Below are 14,120 nucleotides of genomic sequence, written 5' to 3'. Positions count from 1 at the left end.
GTCCTGCTCTTGATTGCTTTTGTTCGTACCTATAGTCGGCGGCTCAAAAATCTTCGAGGTCCTTGGATCCTCAGTGAGGGCCGTCGCAATGATTGATCAAGGGCGCAATGCGCCACGCAGGTATTTTGTCGATCGGCAAGGGCATCGTGTTCTGATCGGCCTTTCGCTCGACGAGACGGCGGAATTTGAAGCGCTGGACCTTCCATCGATGAATGCTGATCATTCGGTGATCGAGCGTGGGAGCGCAGAGGCCGTCGCAACCGGCGAAATCCGATGGCTTGAGCTTTATTCCAAGCACGAAGGGGCCTGGCGGGTGTGGATAGCGCAGAGCCGGGCAGAGCAGGCGGAAAATTCAGCCTTTGTTAACTACGTCTGACCGATGGTAGCGGCTTAGAAAGCCAGAAGTGGGATGGCCCAAATGTTCCAGCTGTTCCTGAGGGCACGCGCACACAATCTTCTCAACCTCCGCCGCGAGGACAAGGGCTTCAAGGCCCGCTCCACCGAGCGTGACGCCGAGACCGATCGGGTGCGGATCGACGCGGTGATAACAGCGCTCGATGCCGCCCTGCAGGAGGCGGAAAGGGAGCAGGCCGGCCTCAACCGGCGCGTCGACGATGCGCTGGCGCGTGCGTCCGTCACCTTCGGCAACGGCACCGATGAATATCTGGAGCGGGAGCCGCTCGACAACTACCATCAGGATCTGTTTGCCGCGGATATCTCGAACGGCCAGCGCCGGCTGAAGGAGCTGGCGAGCACGATCTCGCACCTGAAATTCGTCAAGGCCGCGATGCTCACTCGCTTTCCTGATTTCAAGCCGCCGCAGCTCAACAGCTAGCAACCGGTGGTTCCGCAACGGCGTCGTTCCCCGGTTCAGGATCTCGGCGGCAACAAGCCAGGGCAGATTCCTCAGGTCGACTGCTCTGCGGCCCGGGAAGTGAATCCAAGCATGGGTCCAATCGGCTCTGTTTGATGTTTGGCTCCTCTGTCCTTTTTGATATGGTTCCCACCAGCGTTCTCGGACGGATTGAAGGAGCGAGCCAGGTGCCCCTCGGAAATTTGCAGAAGTTGATCGGATTGGCATTTGTATTGGCTTTTGCCGCGCCGGTAACGGCTTCGGCCGTTACCGTTGAAGTGGCGCGCGCATGTGATGCTGCATTGATCAAGGCCTTTCCGCCAAAACAGATCGGCAATCCCGCTGCAGGTAGCAGCAAGGGGACGGCCAAGGAGCGGCGCGACTATTTCAGCAAATGCGTCGCGAACAATGGCAAGGTCGACGACGGTCCAGCGGACACGCCGAAGGACAACAAAGCCAATAAATAAACGGAGACGCGATGATGATTCATCCAATCCCGTCGCGCTTTAACGTCGTGGCGGGCAAGGTGAGTAGAACGCGCCGTTCGTTGCATTAATGCGTTCGACGCATTGGTTGGGATCAGTCGGCGTCCCGGCCACGGTGAAGTCATAACCCATACCTTTGACCACCACGACGTAGCGACCCGGCGAAAGCGTAAAGCCGTCCTGCTCCGGCTGCAGCGATAGCATTCTCGGCTGGTCCTCGACCGGACCTACTTTGTAAGGGTAGGACATGCTGCGAATGACCCAGGTGTCGCCGGCGGTGACCATGGCCGCTTTCCCGGTTGCATCGACGCCCATCGCTCGGGAGACTTTTGCGACCACCCGAACCTCGGTCCCGGTTGCATCGACACCACCGTCGGACCTGAACACAATGAAGCTGACATCTCCGCTTGTCAGCGTCGTCGCGCTCGGCGTGTTGATTGCGGCTGAGATCGCGACACGGCGGTCCGGGATCTTTCCCGGGACCGGCTTGAGCTCCTGGAGCTGGCCGTCGCTCAGGGCGTAGACGCCGAAGGTTGTCGGCAACGGCATCGAGGGTTGCGCAGCCGTCGCCGGCTCCTTCGGTTGATCCGGTGTCCGTTCGACGTTCTCACCGCTAGATGGAGTCACAGCGACGGTGGGTTGAGGCTCGGAGCTTGTCGAGGTGCGCTTGGACAGCGTCGCGGACTGCCACAATGCGACGAATTGTGTCCTCAACCGCGGCCAATAAGTAACTGCAGCGCTGGCGCCGGCAATGATGACCAGGATGGCGGCTAATCGGATGAGGGAGTTGATGATGCCGCTTCGCGAGGACTGGTCGGGCGGTCTTGGCGGTGCGACAGAACCGGACCATGTTTCCGCAAGCTTCTGAACGGGCGCCAGATTCGTAACGGGAGTCGGGGGACTGAGCGGCGACTGATGCGAAGCGACGTCTAGCGCCGACTCCGGCATTGCGGACAGCGCGTCGCGCTCAGGAGCGCCGCGTTCAAATGAAAGCTCAACCTCCCGAATGGCGCGTTCCAGCACTTGCTGGACCTCGCGGGATTCCCGTGCGTCGCCATGGGTGAATTGTTCCAGGAGCTTGATGCGGGCCTGCTCGTACACGATCTCGCGGATCTGCCGCGGGTCGCGGGATATGTCGCGAATCCGCCCGGACAGTAGACGCACAAACCCGGCCTTGATAGCGTGCGTATTTGGAGCGCCGGCGGCAGTGTCGCTGGGGTCAGTCATCAAGGCCGATCAAGTAACCCGGAATAGGCAGTTTCGCTAGGCTTTTCCGCGTCAAATCCATCGCTGCGAAAGCCGCTCTGATCGCCAGCTTGCAAGAGCCCTTGTCGCACCAGCTTCGGGGGCTTGCTTTTAGGCAGAAAGCTGTGACAGTTCGACGAGTTCCTCTTTCCGGTATTTTGATCATGCGCGACGGTCTCATAGCACTCACGTTTGTGGCTCTTCTGGTGCAACCTTCTTTTGCACAAGGGACCAAGGACAAGGCCAATTTGACGAGCACCAGCATCGTGACCTCACCTACGAAGAAGACCCAAACGGCCCAGAGCGCCTCACGACCGACAGCCGTCCGGAACCTGGCGCCGGGTACGCTGCCGAGCGGGACGGCGGCGCAGGGGGTCTGGAGGGACGGCAAGTTGATCGCAGTGCCTCGGCAATGACGACCCAAGCAACCGTGAAGGAACGGTGATCGCCTCTCCGACATTCTCGCTCGGGAGATATCTCATGAAACGATTAGTCTTGACCACAGTTGCCCTTCTTGTGACCGCAAGCACGTGGGCCCCAAGCGTCCGGGCCCAGGGGGTCAATGATCCGTCTACGCCCAATCGCAACGTGATTATCGTCAATCCGTCGCAGCCTTCGCCGAGCACGGCCACGCCAAACATTCCGAGCCAGATTCAGGCGCCCCGGACCAACGGAGGGCGTGCTCGCCCCTATTACGGGAGCAGGACCCGGGGCAGCGGGTCGAGCCGGCGATAATCGAAGCATAAGCCGGGCTATGGGGGATTTACCTCGACCTCCAGCATCGACGTTCCGGCATCATGACGGTTCTTGCCCGAGATCAGAAGGGTAAATCTATCGGTGCCCGGCGTTTCGGCTTTCGCCGAATATCGAAAGCCGGACCCAACCACCGCCAGCTGTCCGTGTGATGGTCCGCTCACGACCGACACGTTGGAGATTTGCATATACGACCAACGCAGTCCCTGGATGCAGTCCGCGCCAGGCTGGACCGTCATCATCCACTTCACCGTATCCTCTGATAGAGCAAACCGCGTCCGCTCCTTGACGCAAAGCGGGCTCGCTTGAGCCGCCATGGGGGATATTAAGGAAGCTGCGATGCAGGCACCCAGCAGCAACATTGGTCTCTGGCACATTCTCGGCAACCCCGTGAGCGGAGTGTTCGAGATTAATATCGATGAGCTAATGAGGTCTTAGACCTAAGGACTTGCCAGACGGCCATCGACCCTGCGCCGGCGGACGCCTGCAATCATCGCTGTGACGCAGCCTGAGCGGCCGGCTGGCTACTGCCCGCTGGGCGTCATCCCGCCGCCGGCGGGGAAGTTGCTGGACTTGAGGGTCATTCCGCTGACGCGGAAGCGGACATTTCCCGCCAAGTACAAATAGTCCGAGCTGGTGCTGCTGACCGTCCGCACTAGCGTGATCGAACCGACGCTCGGGGTAACCTGGGTGATATCGACAAACCGGGCTCCCGGGAAAAGCTTCTGGTCGAGGCCATAGAAAATCTTTTCACGCTCGGACCACAGAACGAAGTGACCACCGGCTTTCTGATCGACTGCTTCGTATTGCGTATGGATGACTTGCGGGTATTCGATCGGACCTGCAGACGCAGACTGAGTCCCTAACCAGATGACGAGAGCCAAGAAAGCAATGCTGCGGACCACGGGCTGAAATCCTCGCGAACTAAAGCACAAAGGTTGCCTGTGAATTGGCTGTCTTGCAATCGGCAAAGGTATAGACTGCAGGGGAGGAGATGGTCTTTGGAGTTATTGGGGTGCGAGCCGTTCGGCGTGACCACTCACTGACTTACGCAAGGCAGTTTGTGGCGCTGTCTCGAGCGGCCATCATTGCTGGTGGATTCGCCCTTTGCCTAACCTGTGCGCACTCCTGTCTTGCTCAGACAGAGCCGGAGCCCTCACTCAATGACTACCTTCCGCCAAGTGAGCTCGAACTGACGCGCGACGAATGGCGGCAGCGGATCGAAGACGGACGGCGACGGGCCAAAGAGGTCTCGCGCGAGCGGCGGGAGCACCCGGAAGTGTACAAGCCGGTCCCGGAAGATCCGGAGATCGTCGCAACCGAACGCATCCTCAACGACGAGAGCTTGCAGCGAGGCGACATCATCGCCACCAAGAAGGGCATGTTCGTCTACCAGGGGCGATCGGATCAACCGCGTGGCGAACAGGATTTTGTGCCAGTTAATCCGAAATCGGTGCGCTGAGGAGCGTCTGGCAGCCTAAGCCAAGCCGCGCAAGGGCGCCCTCGATTTAATACCGCCGCAAGATCTCATTGAACTTAGGATCGTTTACCTGCGCGGCCTCCAGAAGCAGCGATTTGCCTTGTGGCGTTGCCTGCACGTAGGCCGCGATCAGGAGCGGCTCGTAACTAGAGCGGTGGGCCAGCGCCGAGCGAATGTCCGATTGCGCCAGCAGCTTGATCTCGTCGTCGGCTGCGGCCGCGCTCGACGTTACGGTTTGGACCCGGGAGAAGGCAACGGCCATCGGCACGGCTCCGGCCAGGTAAGACATTTTCACTGCAGGCGTTACCGGCTCGCCGGATTGAGCTTTCAGCGTGCCGAGCGTAAGCCATAGCGCGGGACGGATCGGAGATACTTTCAAGGCTGCAACCACAGCGCCTTGGGCCGCCTTGTTCTCGGTCGCTCGGCCGTTCGCATCGGCTGAGGGATGGTGAAGAATGTCCGCGGCTTTCGCTGCGGCGTAGTTCGCGAGCAAGTCGCCATCGAACGAAAAGGTCGCCAGTACCGCCGACGTCGCTACAATGGCCTTGTCGGGCGGAATCTCGCCAAAGAATAAATCGCTCGCCCGAAAGTTCGGTCGCGTGAGATCGCCGTAGGATCCCAATCCTGCATGAAGCAGCAAGAGCACTGCGGCGCAGAAGCCGATGACGCGAAGCAGGAACATGCGGTTCATGATTGACTTCGAAATATTCGGGTGAGGCGGACCGAGTGGGCCGACAGCTCTACGATCGTCTTAAATTGCCAGCAGACTATCGCCTTGGATCGTGAGGAGCGTCAAGTTGCCGGTCGCATAAGCGCCGGTGTCGATGTTGATCCGGTTGGGGCGGATATCGGGAGCGCTGACCGGGGTATGACCGTGGACGACATATTTACCGAAGCGTCGCTCGGACTCGAGAAATTCCTCGCGGATCCAGAGCAGATCCTCTTCCTTTTGACGATCGAGGGCTATGCCCGGCTTGACGCCGGCGTGAACAAAAAAGAAATCACCACACACAAAGGAGGTGCGGAGCTGCTGAAGAAATGAAAGATGCTCCGGCGGAAGCGCACGCCTCAACCCTTCGATCAACTCAATTTGCTCCTCAGCCGTCGGATTCATCGTCGGGTTAATGCCGTAGGAAACAAGGGTCAGCAGGCCTCCATAGTGGCGCCACTCCTGCAGGCGTGCCGGGTCCTTGAGGACCTCGAGCAGGAAGACCTCGTGGTTGCCTTTGAGGCAAACGGTCTCGTGCGACTTCGAGCGCTCGATCAGGAGGTCAAGCACGGCGCGTGAGTCCGGGCCCCGGTCGACGTAATCGCCAAGAAACACCTGGATGGCTCGTTGGGGAGCGGAGCGCGCAAGGTCGGCGTCGATGACGGTTAAGAGGGACTGAAGCAAGTCGGCCCGTCCATGCACGTCTCCGATGGCATAGATACGAACGCCATCGGGAAGCCGCGGCTTAATATTTTTACGAAAGCGTTTGGAAAGGCCCATCAGGTCGGTCGAATCGCATCTGCCGTCACGAGCGGAACGTCGTGATCGCTCTTAGCAGAACAAGTCACATATCGGTATTCTTAATTGTTTCTAACAGACTCGCGGCTGTTTTGATTAAAGGGTCGCTCGGCCTTTGAGCCGTATTTCAAGACGTCTCGCGTAGCGTCTCCTCAACAAGAACGGGGAGCGCGACATGCGCAAAGTTGCAAAGTTCCTGGCGGCCGTGGCCGCTGTTGTGGTGGCCGTTGGGGTCCAGCAAAGCGCGAAGGCCGCCTTCGTTGGTGCGCCGTTGGGGCTGCGCGGTGCCCTGCAATACATCAAGTTCGACCAGCCGACGCTGGCGCCGATGGCGTTCACGATCTTTTGCCTGAAATACAAGGACGAGTGTAAGCCGCGACCGCAGCACATCGTGTTCAGGGGCGGGCGTCTGAAACTCACGGCGGAGCGTATGGCCCAACTTCAGGAGGTCAATCATCAGGTCAACAGCGCGATCCGGCCAGAGCCCAATCTGGAAGGGTTGCGCGGAGAGAAATGGCTGCTTCATCCTACGAGCGGCGACTGCAACGATTACGCTGTGACAAAACGCCACGATCTGATCGCCAAGGGTTTCCCGGCGCGGTCGGTGCTGCTCGGCGAGGTCGTGGTGCCTTGGGGTGAGCATCATCTCGTGGTCGTGGTGCGGACCTCCTCCGGCGATCTCGTGCTCGATAACCTGACCGGGCACATCCTGCCGTGGTCGAAGAAGTCCTATCGCTGGGTTCGCATTCAGACACCCAAGAACCCGACTTACTGGGCCTCACTCGGTGATCGCGACGTCTAATTACCAGCGCCTATCGTGAGGACTGACTGACGCTCTGCGACAATCCCAGTCCCACGATCACCGAAAGGCACAGGATCGCCGCCGGGCGCAGCAGTCCCGGACCGGCGAAGCCGTGAATAAGCGCAAAGAGAAGGCAGGCCGCGGCCGTCGCAGGGAAGAACGAGTCGCGTCCGCGCTGCAAAGCGCCCAAGAAAAGTCGCGCCAGAGCTGTCACGCCTACCAGTAGTGCGGCAGCCAGGCCAATCCATCCCGTGTCCGTAAAGATTGCCATCGCGGCTGACGGCGCCGTTAAAGTCGCACCGGAATCGCTCTGGTAGATTCTGCCTACGGCCGAAAAGGTCCCTGCGCCCGCACCGAACCATCGGGTGTCGGCCAACATTCGTTCAAGCGCGGCTCTCGTTTCAGCACCTATATCCGGGACAAGCCGCAAGAGGATGGAGCCGGAATTCTTCTCGAAGAGGAAGGTCAGGACGATGGTCGCTCCGATCAATGCGGCAACGGACAGCGCGCCTGCAGCCAAGGGCGACAGGTCAAGTCGGCGAATGACAAGGATCAGCAAGATCAGCACGACACCGAAGCTTGCCGCGATCGCGCTGTTCGTGCCGGACAAGCCAAAGATCGCAACAGCTCCTGCGAGAGCGCCCACGAGACCGCAAAGGCCGATCGCAATCGAGCGAACGAGCGAGTGACGCGTTTCGGCCCGCTCAGCGGCCAACTGCATGACGGCCAAATTCAGCATAGTGCCGAGGCCGGCAAAGGTTGTCGCCAGGTCGAAGGGGGCGGCGGCCACAAGTCCCGGCGAGAGCCGATTCAGACCCAAAGCCAGGGCGCAGACCGTGGCTATTCCGCTCAAGACAAATAGAACCAGCTCGGCGCGGCCACGGTCGCGGACCACGACGATCGTAACCCCGACCAGAGAGAGAGCAGCAAGCGCCAAGAACAGCGCGTTCAGCGTCAATCCGATGTCGGCTGTGACCGGCCCAAATGGCAGGCCACCTAAGGCCTCTTGAACACTCGCCCAGATCGGATGCGCCCAGCGGAGCCAAAGCGGCGCTAGCTGGGCTGCGATAAAAAGCGGAATGGCGATCAGACCCCAGTGGCCCCACCCCGTGGCACGCAGATAGTGCTCGTAGTCGGCCTTTCGTGCGCTGAAGGCTGCTGCCAATAGGCTCAGCGCCGCAGCCATCATCCCGAGCTGCGCGCCGAATTTGGCGCCGGCAATTTCGAGAGCTGAAGCGGAAACAATCGCGACGATGAGGGCAAAATAAGCGAGGGACAAACAGCGCGCTCGAAGGAATCCTGAACCGGTCAGGGCACCATACAAGCCGTCGATCGGTTTTCAAACAGAGGTCTGCTCTCGACGAACGGAAAGCCTCGCACGCAACGAAGCTTTGCCCAGCGGGTTCTCAGGCGAGCTCCTGATTGTCCCGCCGAAGAGGTCAGCGAACGGTGTTGACCGGCCGAGCAAACACGCGGCCGGCCCGAGCGGCGGCCAAGGCAAAGCGAGCGGCCGAGCCGAAGAGATAGCCGGCCTGGAGAGCAACGGCCGCGAGCACCAGGTTCTTCAGGCCTTCAAGCAAGCTGACATCGACCATCAATCCAACCGGGATGGCGGCGAGCCCCATGACCAAGGTCAATGGCAAAAGCACCAAGACCCGAAAGCGCTGGCCCAGCACAGCGCCTGTAAGAAAGCTGAAAATCAAAAGCTCGGTCATCCGAAACACTCCGTGCTCCGGACCTTAGGTTCCGCACCCTAAAAAGAGCCTTAAGCTGTATGGCTAAATTCTGCCTATTGGCCGCAATTTGTCAGCAGCGAATGATAGGCCTCCCGGAGCCCGTTCAGGGCCACCATACCCTTGATCTCGCTGTCGCTTTCCTTGACCACCACCGAAAGCGAGGGCGTCGTCTGCCACTTGCCCGCGGCAAAGGCGGAGACCTCGTCGGGCAAGAGGACTGCAGCGCCTGCCGCCGCCATGCTGGCCTCGAATGTCAGGGTGCCACCCATTGCTGTGGTGATTGTGACCTTGGGGTGGCTCCTTGGCGAGAAAGGCCGGATCAAGGCCACCAGCACGTCCACCTTGCCCTTCGGAGCGCAGCGAACGATCAGGCCGGCAAAATCCGGATCCGATTGGGCAGTGTCGGCCGTCTTGGCGATGGCGGCGAAGCTCTCGCCCTCCTTGGTCCCTTGGGTCCGGGTGAATTTCCAGACCGAGGAGGGAGCAGGTGTGGCCACCTCAACAAAGGGCGGCCCCTGACACGGGGATTGCGCGCTGTCGGCGCAAGGAGTGGCCGGGGCTGACGGCCAATGCGCGGTGCCCGCCCTACCAAGGAGCGAACCTGTCAGCAGTGTGATCAGAAAGAGGCCAGACACGGGAAATCCCATCTCAATCGAGTCCAGCTTTAGCAGACGGAGGCAAGGTCAAGAAGCCCGTCGCTCGGACCGCTGAGCCCGCCGTTTGGGCGTTTGCTTGCCGACCGTGCACACGAAATACAACAAATAGTCACAATGGGTTAAACTAAGCCCCAAAGAGTTGCCCGCACGCAACAGTAGGCGACCGATCGCACCGTTAACCACTTGGGAACCCTTGCCGCACCGCCCACTCCGCCGTACCAATCGAGGGTAATTGGGGACTATAGGGCGCGATTCATGCATTCCTTTGCCAGAACTTATCTATTTAAGCCGGCGTTTCTAGCGGTCGCTTTGGCGCTTGGGGCGTGTTCAACGAACCCCGGCTCGGGGCCGTTAACGGATGACGTTAACAACAAGATCCAGACGGAAAATGCGCCGGCCTACGAGTTGGTGCCGCTCAACCCCGCCACCGTGAAGATCCTCCACACCCATGAGCCCAAGGGGCTTGCAGGGGCGTTCACGGACAAGCGCCCCCCGGCCAGCATCGTGTTCGGGATCGGCGACGTGGTCAGCGTCACCATCTTCGAAGCCGCGGCGGGTGGTCTGTTCATCCCGGCCGAAGCAGGTGTCCGTCCGGGTAACTTCGTGACGATCCCGGACCAGGCTGTCGACAATGACGGCTTCATCACGGTGCCATACGCCGGTCAGGTCAAGGCCAACGGCCTCACGGCGGTCGCGATCCAACGTGCGATCGTCGAGAAGATTGCCAATCGCGCTATCGAGCCGCAGGTGGTCGTTGCCATGTCGTCGCAGAGAACCCAACTCATCAGCGTGCTCGGCGAAGTCAATGCACCGGCGCGTTATCCGGCGAGCGCCGCGGGTGCAAAAGACAAGGTGCTCGACGCGATTACGCGCGCAGGCGGTATCAAGGGCCAAGGCTTCGAGACCTGGGTCATGCTCGAGCGAAGCGGCAAGCGAGCGACAGTGCCGTTCGAAAACCTGGTCATGAGCCCGGAGAACAACATCTATGTTCGTCCGGACGACAGCGTCTATGTCTATCGCGAACAGCAGAAGTTCCTGGCGTTCGGTGCCAGCGGGCAGAGTGGCGAGTTTAACTTCGATGCCTGGCGCATCAACCTCGGCGAAGCTGTCGGCAAGGCCGGCGGTCTTTTGGATGGTCAAGCCGATCCGGCTGCGGTGTTTCTCTATCGCCGCGAGCCGCGTGAGGTTGCTGCCCAGCTTGGCATCGACGTCAGCAAGTACACCTCTGAGACGGTCCCGGTCATCTTCAACGTGAACTTCCGCGATCCGGGTGGTTTCTTCCTCGCCACCAAGGTCATGATGAAGAATGGCGACGTGATCTACGTCTCGAACTCGCGCAACGTCGAAACTGCCAAATTCCTCACCTTCCTGAGGGTGATCATGGCGACCGGCAGCGATGCGGTGAATCTGTCGAACGATGCGCTGATCTTCCGCAACAACATCAAGTTGGCGCCGTAGGCGGGGCCAACCTGATCCACGACATCCGATGGCACCGGGGCTTTGTCCCGGTGCCATTTTCGTTTAGCAATCAAGGCGGCCCTGTTCGGGTTATGGATCAAGGCACCACTGAGCAAGGCGTGCCGATCATCGGTTACCCCGCAGTGTTGCGAGGGGCGTCAATGCGGTTTGGACGGCAGGCATTCTGGCGTTTTCTGACCCTCATCATCGGGGGGCCTGTTCTGTTCGATCACGCTGCCGGTGCGACGGGGGAGTTCGGAGTACGCCACCGGATCGATGTAGTGGTCTCTGCCGAGCCCGACGCGCCGATCTTTCAGCGCCTTCGGGGTGCCAAGGGCGAAGTTTCATTCACAGTCCGGCTATCGGCGAATTCCAAGGAGAGCCGGTTCTTCGGGATGCTGCACCCGTCCTTTCCGGATATCGTTGTGCCCGAGGGAGCGGGCAAACCTCTCGTCCAACAAACAAAGCTATGGGAGGAGGAGGTCTGCCATCAGCGGCGGGGCCTGCCCAAGGTGACGGTCACTCAACTCGCCGGGCATTTCGGCGAGGGGGTGGGGCGTATCGAGATATCCGGCATTAACCGTCACATAGGCAATCTGGTGCCGCCCGACGAATTAACCCCTGGAATAAAGCTCGATCAGGGGAGTGATAACCTGGGGCTGTTCTATGGCTTCCGGGCGCAGACTCGAAACAGCCGCTTGAACGTGGATCTGAAGATCTATCCGATCGATTGTTTCCTCTAGAGCTAGAGCCAAGGCCGGCTAACCGACGATGCGCCTTCTTCCCCATATACGTTGGTCGTGGAGCTGGCCTGCGACCTTCATCCTGTTCTTCGTCGCCGCCGGCGCGCCGTTCCCGTTCGGCTCGACCAACGACCTCTCGATCGCGTTCTGGTGCCTGTGCCTGGGCCTCGCCTTGATAGTGGCGCCCACGCGCGACTTGCGCCGCCCCCATTTCTGGATGATCGCGGGCATCGGGGTGATCGTGGCCGGATACGCCTTCGTGCTGCATGAACAGCTATCCGATCATCCCTGGATCGCGCCATTCAATCCGATCTGGAAGCAGGCGTCCGACCTGCTGGGCGTGCCGATTGCGCCGTCGGCGTCCATCGTCAAGAACGAGGCGTTCTTCGCATTGGGCGCGCCGCTCGCCAACATTCTGGCGATCCTCCTCGGCATCACCGTCGGTGCCCAGCGTGAGCGCGCCCGACGTCTGCTTTGGGTCATCGCCGTCTCCGGCAGCCTTTACGCACTTTATGGCGTCGCTTCGTTCCTGATCGAGCCCACCATGATCCTGTGGCGGGACAAGACGGCCTATATGGGCAGCGTCACCGGCACGTTCATCAACCGCAACACGGCCGCGGCCTATTTCGGCTCCTGCGCGGTGATCTGGATGCTGTTGATCCTGGAGGATGTCCGCCGGCGCTTGCCTGAGCGGCACATCGAGTGGAAGCGCGTGTCGCGCCACGTGGCCGAGCTCCCGCCGCGCCAGATCCTGCCGCATCTCGGAGCGCTGTTGATTTGCCTGATGGCGATGTTCATGACCGGCTCGCGCGCCGGCGTCAGCCTGTCGCTGCTCGCGATGATCGCCTCCTTCACGGTGTTCCTGCGCAAGGACCTGCCGCCGCGAACCGGAATCTGGATCTCGCTCGGCTCCGGCGTGGTGGTGGCGCTCGGCCTGATGCAGCTGCTCGGCGGCCGCGTCTCCAGCAGGTTCGACAGCCAGGGGCTGGTCGACGAGGGCCGCATCGAGGCCTGGAAATCCACGCTTCATATCATCGCCGACAATCCCTGGTTCGGGACCGGCATGGGGACCTTCCAATGGGCCTTCCCGCCCTACCGCAGCCCCAACATCTCGATTCGCGGAATCTGGGATATCGCGCATTCCACGCCGCTGGAGCTCGCCTCCGACGTCGGCATCCCTATGGCGCTTTTGGTGGCGGCCGCATGGGCGGTCATGTTCGTCATCCTGAGCCGCGGCGTATTCGCCCGGCGGCGGGACGCCATCATCCCGCTGGCGGCAGCGGCGACCGCGAGCCTGTCGCTGCTGCATTCCTGCCTGGACTTCACGCTCCAGATCCCCGGCTATTCCATTCCGTTCTTTGCGCTTTTCGGGGCGGGCCTGGCGCAATCGTTTCGCTCGACCGAGGCGGCGCGAGCGCAAGGCGAGGCGATCGCTGCACCGGACGAGCAGGGGCGCCGGACGCGGCCTGCGCGGGGCCTTCGCCGCGCCCGCGAGCTTCACAAAACTGTCTAGTTTTGAAGCAGTTGCGCCGTTTACGAAGTCTTTAGAATAAGTGGACAGCGGTTTGGTCTTCCGCTAGGTTCCAGCACTGCACAGCCATTTGCCCGGGCCGAGGACGTAAAGTGGGCAGCCGTTTTTTGGAGATTTATTATGAGCGTTATCAAGATTGCGCTTCGCATGGCTGCGGCCGCGGCCCTTGCCGCGACGATTTCGAGCGCCGCAAGCGCCGCCGTTTATCCGCCGCAGCGCCAGCTGCCGCCGCAGGTCATTTCCGAGTTCAAGGCGACACCAGGGACGCTGTTGACGCAATATCCGGCCGGTGCGCAGCTGATCTCGCGCGTGCGCGACTTCGGCGCGTCTGATCCGACCACGCTTCCGACCCTGATCGCGCTCCTCAAGGATCCCGCGACCACCAAGGACCAGGTCCGCGCGATTACGGCTGGCCTCGCCCAGCTCGCCCGCATGGCCGCGGTAGCCGACCAGGCTTTCGCCAATGAGATTCAGGCCGCGATCGCCGGCACCAACAACCCCGACGTGATCGCAGCCTATCAGGCCGCAACCGGCGACGTCGCGATCGCGGCGACCGGCGGTGGCGCGGGCGGCGGCGGCTCCGGCGCGGGCGGCCCCACGGGAGCGGGCGGTTTTGCGAACGGCGGACCGGGCGGGACCCTCGCAACGTTCGGCGGCCTGCACTATGCGACCCAGGTCAATGGCGGCGCCTCCTCGGGCGGCGTGGCCGGCACCACCAACGCCGCCAACCGCATCAGCACGCGCTGACCGTATTTGCCCGGAGGCCAAAAGCCTCTTGGCTGCCTTATTCGCGATCCAGTCAAAGCGGCGCTTCATTGCGCCGTTTTGCATTTCGGCCGTTAAGCTTCATGTGAATTGGCAGGGGCTTGGC

Annotated in this window: 17 protein-coding genes; 9 read left to right on the top strand and 8 right to left on the bottom strand. The window is 61.0% G+C overall.

Translation table 11 applies throughout. The features are described 5' to 3' along the window. The first annotated feature begins 88 nt into the window (after nucleotides 1-88). The 3 genes from IVB27_RS02115 (at nucleotide 89) to IVB27_RS02105 (ending at nucleotide 1,320) form a co-directional block, all read left to right on the top strand. Entirely contained in the window at nucleotides 89-376 is a 288-nt protein-coding gene (locus IVB27_RS02115) for a hypothetical protein (RefSeq protein ID WP_247441028.1), read from the top strand. A gap of 42 nt (nucleotides 377-418) precedes the next feature. Then, complete coding sequence (locus IVB27_RS02110) at nucleotides 419-835, top strand: hypothetical protein (RefSeq protein WP_247441026.1); 417 nt, start codon at nucleotides 419-421, stop codon at nucleotides 833-835. Between the two features lie 206 nt (nucleotides 836-1,041). Beyond that, nucleotides 1,042-1,320 (top strand): hypothetical protein, encoded by a 279-nt coding sequence (locus tag IVB27_RS02105; protein WP_247441024.1) that lies wholly within the window; start codon nucleotides 1,042-1,044, stop codon nucleotides 1,318-1,320. 39 nt (nucleotides 1,321-1,359) lie between these two features. Here IVB27_RS02105 and IVB27_RS02100 read toward each other — a convergent pair whose 3' ends face one another. From IVB27_RS02100 to IVB27_RS02090, 3 genes are all read right to left on the bottom strand, one after another. Next, nucleotides 1,360-2,565: a hypothetical protein gene (locus IVB27_RS02100; protein ID WP_247441022.1), complete on the bottom strand. Its 1,206-nt coding sequence runs from the start codon at nucleotides 2,563-2,565 to the stop codon at nucleotides 1,360-1,362. 770 nt (nucleotides 2,566-3,335) lie between these two features. Then, nucleotides 3,336-3,698, bottom strand: a complete 363-nt coding sequence (locus IVB27_RS02095; protein ID WP_247441020.1) for an Ig-like domain-containing protein — start codon at nucleotides 3,696-3,698, stop codon at nucleotides 3,336-3,338. 162 nt (nucleotides 3,699-3,860) lie between these two features. Continuing rightward, nucleotides 3,861-4,241 (bottom strand): hypothetical protein, encoded by a 381-nt coding sequence (locus tag IVB27_RS02090; protein WP_247441018.1) that lies wholly within the window; start codon nucleotides 4,239-4,241, stop codon nucleotides 3,861-3,863. 89 nt (nucleotides 4,242-4,330) lie between these two features. Between IVB27_RS02090 and IVB27_RS02085 the strand changes: the two genes are divergently transcribed. Further along, complete coding sequence (locus IVB27_RS02085; protein WP_247441016.1) at nucleotides 4,331-4,798, top strand: hypothetical protein; 468 nt, start codon at nucleotides 4,331-4,333, stop codon at nucleotides 4,796-4,798. Between the two features lie 46 nt (nucleotides 4,799-4,844). Here the strand turns inward: IVB27_RS02085 and IVB27_RS02080 are convergent, their stop codons facing one another. Both IVB27_RS02080 and IVB27_RS02075 read right to left on the bottom strand, forming a co-directional pair. Then, entirely contained in the window at nucleotides 4,845-5,507 is a 663-nt protein-coding gene (locus tag IVB27_RS02080; protein WP_247441015.1) for a hypothetical protein, read from the bottom strand. Nucleotides 5,508-5,567: 60 nt separating this feature from the next. After that, entirely contained in the window at nucleotides 5,568-6,305 is a 738-nt protein-coding gene (locus IVB27_RS02075; protein ID WP_247441013.1) for a metallophosphoesterase family protein, read from the bottom strand. A gap of 193 nt (nucleotides 6,306-6,498) precedes the next feature. On the opposite strand from IVB27_RS02075, the gene IVB27_RS02070 reads away from it, so the two are divergent. Then, nucleotides 6,499-7,125, top strand: a complete 627-nt coding sequence (locus IVB27_RS02070) for a transglutaminase-like cysteine peptidase (RefSeq protein ID WP_247441011.1) — start codon at nucleotides 6,499-6,501, stop codon at nucleotides 7,123-7,125. Between the two features lie 10 nt (nucleotides 7,126-7,135). On the opposite strand, the gene IVB27_RS02065 is transcribed toward IVB27_RS02070, so the two are convergent. The 3 genes from IVB27_RS02065 to IVB27_RS02055 all read right to left on the bottom strand — a co-directional run bounded on the left by IVB27_RS02065 (nucleotide 7,136) and on the right by IVB27_RS02055 (nucleotide 9,508). Further along, a complete protein-coding gene (locus IVB27_RS02065; RefSeq protein ID WP_247441009.1) occupies nucleotides 7,136-8,404 on the bottom strand; it encodes a hypothetical protein in 1,269 nt (422 codons plus the stop codon). 160 nt (nucleotides 8,405-8,564) lie between these two features. After that, nucleotides 8,565-8,840, bottom strand: coding sequence for a hypothetical protein (locus IVB27_RS02060; RefSeq protein WP_247441007.1), 276 nt, complete (start codon nucleotides 8,838-8,840; stop codon nucleotides 8,565-8,567). A 74-nt stretch (nucleotides 8,841-8,914) separates the two neighbouring features. Then, a complete protein-coding gene (locus IVB27_RS02055; RefSeq protein ID WP_247441005.1) occupies nucleotides 8,915-9,508 on the bottom strand; it encodes a hypothetical protein in 594 nt (197 codons plus the stop codon). Nucleotides 9,509-9,772: 264 nt separating this feature from the next. On the opposite strand from IVB27_RS02055, the gene IVB27_RS02050 reads away from it, so the two are divergent. From IVB27_RS02050 to IVB27_RS02035, 4 genes are all read left to right on the top strand, one after another. After that, the gene (locus tag IVB27_RS02050) at nucleotides 9,773-10,975 is read left to right on the top strand and encodes a polysaccharide biosynthesis/export family protein (RefSeq protein WP_247441004.1); all 1,203 of its coding nucleotides are present in this window, start codon (nucleotides 9,773-9,775) and stop codon (nucleotides 10,973-10,975) included. A gap of 92 nt (nucleotides 10,976-11,067) precedes the next feature. Further along, complete coding sequence (locus IVB27_RS02045) at nucleotides 11,068-11,718, top strand: hypothetical protein (RefSeq protein WP_247441002.1); 651 nt, start codon at nucleotides 11,068-11,070, stop codon at nucleotides 11,716-11,718. 28 nt (nucleotides 11,719-11,746) lie between these two features. After that, a complete protein-coding gene (locus IVB27_RS02040) occupies nucleotides 11,747-13,231 on the top strand; it encodes an O-antigen ligase family protein (protein WP_247441000.1) in 1,485 nt (494 codons plus the stop codon). A 138-nt stretch (nucleotides 13,232-13,369) separates the two neighbouring features. After that, complete coding sequence (locus IVB27_RS02035) at nucleotides 13,370-13,996, top strand: hypothetical protein (protein ID WP_247440998.1); 627 nt, start codon at nucleotides 13,370-13,372, stop codon at nucleotides 13,994-13,996. Nucleotides 13,997-14,120 lie beyond the last annotated feature (124 nt).

It is taken from the genome of Bradyrhizobium sp. 197 (assembly GCF_023073375.1).
Taxonomy (GTDB): Bacteria; Pseudomonadota; Alphaproteobacteria; order Rhizobiales; family Xanthobacteraceae; genus Bradyrhizobium.
The sequence above is the reverse complement of the archived record's forward strand: the minus strand, read 5'-3'. Positions and strand labels throughout refer to the sequence as shown.

Bases quoted from the DNA above. Each gene is read 5' to 3' on its own strand.
- IVB27_RS02115 (WP_247441028.1), top strand. From the start codon at position 89: ATGATTGATCAAGGGCGCAATGCGCCACGCAGGTATTTTGTCGATCGG.
- IVB27_RS02110 (WP_247441026.1), top strand. From the start codon at position 419: ATGTTCCAGCTGTTCCTGAGGGCACGCGCACACAATCTTCTCAACCTC.
- IVB27_RS02100 (WP_247441022.1), bottom strand. From the start codon at position 2,565: ATGACTGACCCCAGCGACACTGCCGCCGGCGCTCCAAATACGCACGCT.
- IVB27_RS02095 (WP_247441020.1), bottom strand. From the start codon at position 3,698: ATGTTGCTGCTGGGTGCCTGCATCGCAGCTTCCTTAATATCCCCCATG.
- IVB27_RS02085 (WP_247441016.1), top strand. From the start codon at position 4,331: ATGGTCTTTGGAGTTATTGGGGTGCGAGCCGTTCGGCGTGACCACTCA.
- IVB27_RS02080 (WP_247441015.1), bottom strand. From the start codon at position 5,507: ATGAACCGCATGTTCCTGCTTCGCGTCATCGGCTTCTGCGCCGCAGTG.
- IVB27_RS02075 (WP_247441013.1), bottom strand. From the start codon at position 6,305: ATGGGCCTTTCCAAACGCTTTCGTAAAAATATTAAGCCGCGGCTTCCC.
- IVB27_RS02070 (WP_247441011.1), top strand. From the start codon at position 6,499: ATGCGCAAAGTTGCAAAGTTCCTGGCGGCCGTGGCCGCTGTTGTGGTG.
- IVB27_RS02060 (WP_247441007.1), bottom strand. From the start codon at position 8,840: ATGACCGAGCTTTTGATTTTCAGCTTTCTTACAGGCGCTGTGCTGGGC.
- IVB27_RS02055 (WP_247441005.1), bottom strand. From the start codon at position 9,508: ATGGGATTTCCCGTGTCTGGCCTCTTTCTGATCACACTGCTGACAGGT.
- IVB27_RS02050 (WP_247441004.1), top strand. From the start codon at position 9,773: ATGCATTCCTTTGCCAGAACTTATCTATTTAAGCCGGCGTTTCTAGCG.
- IVB27_RS02045 (WP_247441002.1), top strand. From the start codon at position 11,068: ATGGATCAAGGCACCACTGAGCAAGGCGTGCCGATCATCGGTTACCCC.
- IVB27_RS02040 (WP_247441000.1), top strand. From the start codon at position 11,747: ATGCGCCTTCTTCCCCATATACGTTGGTCGTGGAGCTGGCCTGCGACC.
- IVB27_RS02035 (WP_247440998.1), top strand. From the start codon at position 13,370: ATGAGCGTTATCAAGATTGCGCTTCGCATGGCTGCGGCCGCGGCCCTT.